A 397-nucleotide genomic window follows, 5' to 3' on the forward strand; every position below is an offset into this window, starting at 1 on the left:
ATGTCGAGGCGAGGAAGGTGGGCGGCAAGATGGTCAACACGAAACGGCCCCTGTTGTACAACTACGTGTTCGTCCACGCCTCGGAGGACGAGATCTTCCGCCTGAAGCGTACGCTTCCCCTGTATAATTTCCTCCCCCGGGTTTCCTCCGGCGGGCGGTCTTATTTCCCGTACCTCTCGGATCGTGAGATGGATACCTTGCGTTGGGTCGCGGCTTCTTACTCCAACGAGCTTCCGGTGTACGTGCCAGATAGCGGCCGCTTGTTGAAAGGCGACCGTGTGCGTATCACCTCCGGCCCTTTTACCGACATGGAGGCGGAGGTGGTGGTGCAGCCGGGCGGTGGGCATAAGGACGTGATGGTGCGTATCCTCGACTGCCTGTGGGTCCCCTTGTTCGA

Annotated in this window: 1 protein-coding gene; it reads left to right on the plus strand. The window is 59.9% G+C overall.

Annotated features, from left to right (window positions below; translation table 11 throughout):
• Nucleotides 1-397 (plus strand): transcription termination/antitermination protein NusG (locus tag DWY79_RS23175; protein ID WP_370450008.1); only part of this gene is annotated, 397 nt, incomplete at both ends.

The organism is Parabacteroides sp. AF27-14, assembly GCF_003635425.1.
GTDB lineage: Bacteria > Bacteroidota > Bacteroidia > Bacteroidales > Tannerellaceae > Parabacteroides > Parabacteroides distasonis.